The 1500-nt window shown below is 57.9% G+C and carries 2 protein-coding genes; one reads left to right on the top strand and one right to left on the bottom strand.

What is annotated here, in order from left to right; genetic code table 11:
- Positions 1 to 768: 768 nt before the first annotated feature.
- Positions 769 to 1002 (bottom strand): hypothetical protein, encoded by a 234-nt coding sequence (locus C474_RS21470; protein WP_083862017.1) that lies wholly within the window; start codon positions 1000 to 1002, stop codon positions 769 to 771.
- A 134-nt stretch (positions 1003 to 1136) separates the two neighbouring features.
- Between C474_RS21470 and C474_RS12965 the strand changes: the two genes are divergently transcribed.
- Positions 1137 to 1427, top strand: coding sequence for a hypothetical protein (locus C474_RS12965; protein ID WP_008387536.1), 291 nt, complete (start codon positions 1137 to 1139; stop codon positions 1425 to 1427).
- The last annotated feature ends 73 nt before the right edge of the window (positions 1428 to 1500 follow it).

Here is a 1500-nt window from a genome sequence, read left to right as displayed (position 1 = left end):
GTATAAAGCGTCCTTACGACAAGAGCGCCCAACGGGGTAAACTGTGACAACCGAACAATACATAGACCCACTGCCCGGCTGTTGCATGCTGTGTTTTATCTGAAGAATAGGATTTCAATAGAGCTGTAGCGGTGTGTTTGCGCCGTCAACGGGTGACGGCGCTCAGTGTGGCAGGTCATCAAAACGAGATACCGCGTGCTGTCCGTGCTGTTCCCGGCTGAGTGCAGTCACAGCCTTCGGTGAATCCATGTCGACGTTCAATGACTCCGAGACAGCAGATGTATCGTCATCAGAGAATCACGCGAACCCATCGGCCGATCCCAAGCGCACTGGGCCGCAGGCATCGTGGCCTGACGATGGGAGCAACGAGGACGGAACACCACCGCTTGAGATGAATCGGTGTCCCGAGTGCGGGGCAGGACGCTTCGTCTCGAAGCTGCTGGTGTACGAGGTGACGAGCTACGACGAAAGCGGTGAACGGGAGTTCCGCCGGCAACACGTCCGCGCTGAGTTCGAATTTGCGTGCAGCGAGTGCCAGACGACGCTTCGGACGCTTCCCGCGGACCGACGCGACTACTATGACGAGGTCGATGTCTTGGAAGCAGAACGGCAGGCGGCTCTCCGGAATCAGTTCCGACGATTGTGTGGGCGAGTTGGCCGGTGGCTCTGGGTCACGAAATCGTGGATTACGCTCCTCATCACTGCTTCTGTCATTGCATTGCTCTGGCTGTCGTCAGCGACACCGACAAATGGAGACAGTCCTCGTCGTCAAGAGCGCGATGGAATTCGCAGTTCGTCTTCGACTTCGTAGAGATAGCCCTTCAACAGCAGTTGTTCGACGTGTGCTTGCGCGTCGGCCCGTTCGACATTCTGTCCCTGGAGATGGGCGACGGCATCCTCTCGAGTAAGGCTCTCGTCATCCTCTGCCGCATCGAGATACTGCTCGAGGTGGTCAAGCGCGGCTTTCTCACTGGAGTTGATTGGTGTCCGCGAATTCTCCATTATGTGAAGCATGAACCTCCCCAGATTAGACAATTGGGGTGAGATCGCAGTGTCAGTGTATTCTCTCGATGGGAGTGTTTATCCGCGCCGGAATGCGCGAGGCGCGTCTGCGAGCGTGCCCACGCATGAATTCCATGACTGGTCCAAGTATACTCGATGATACGGGAAACGATCACGAGCGATTCGAAGCCGAACTCGTCGCACAGGACCGGGACGCCACCCGGGTGTCGACGGCAGACGTCGAGGAAACGACCGCCCGACGACTCGTTAATGAGCTCGTCGACGACGATATCGTGACAGCAGTCGCCGAACAGCGAGTACTGGTTCACGAACCGAGTGGTGAAGCGTTTGACTCGATCCGACAGCTTGCTGTCTTCCATCGTGGCTGGTCGGCTGGCCAGGATGCCGACGAGGAGGGCGAATGATGCAGCAGCCGTTTCGGGATGTGCGTTCTGCGATGCGCTTCCCAGGTCGGAGCGTGGCGCCGCCTTCACCTAG

Source organism: Halogeometricum pallidum JCM 14848, from assembly GCF_000337095.1.
GTDB classification, from domain to species: domain Archaea; phylum Halobacteriota; class Halobacteria; order Halobacteriales; family Haloferacaceae; genus Halogeometricum; species Halogeometricum pallidum.
Note: the sequence above shows the minus strand (reverse complement) of the source record. Positions and strands in the feature narration are given on the sequence as shown.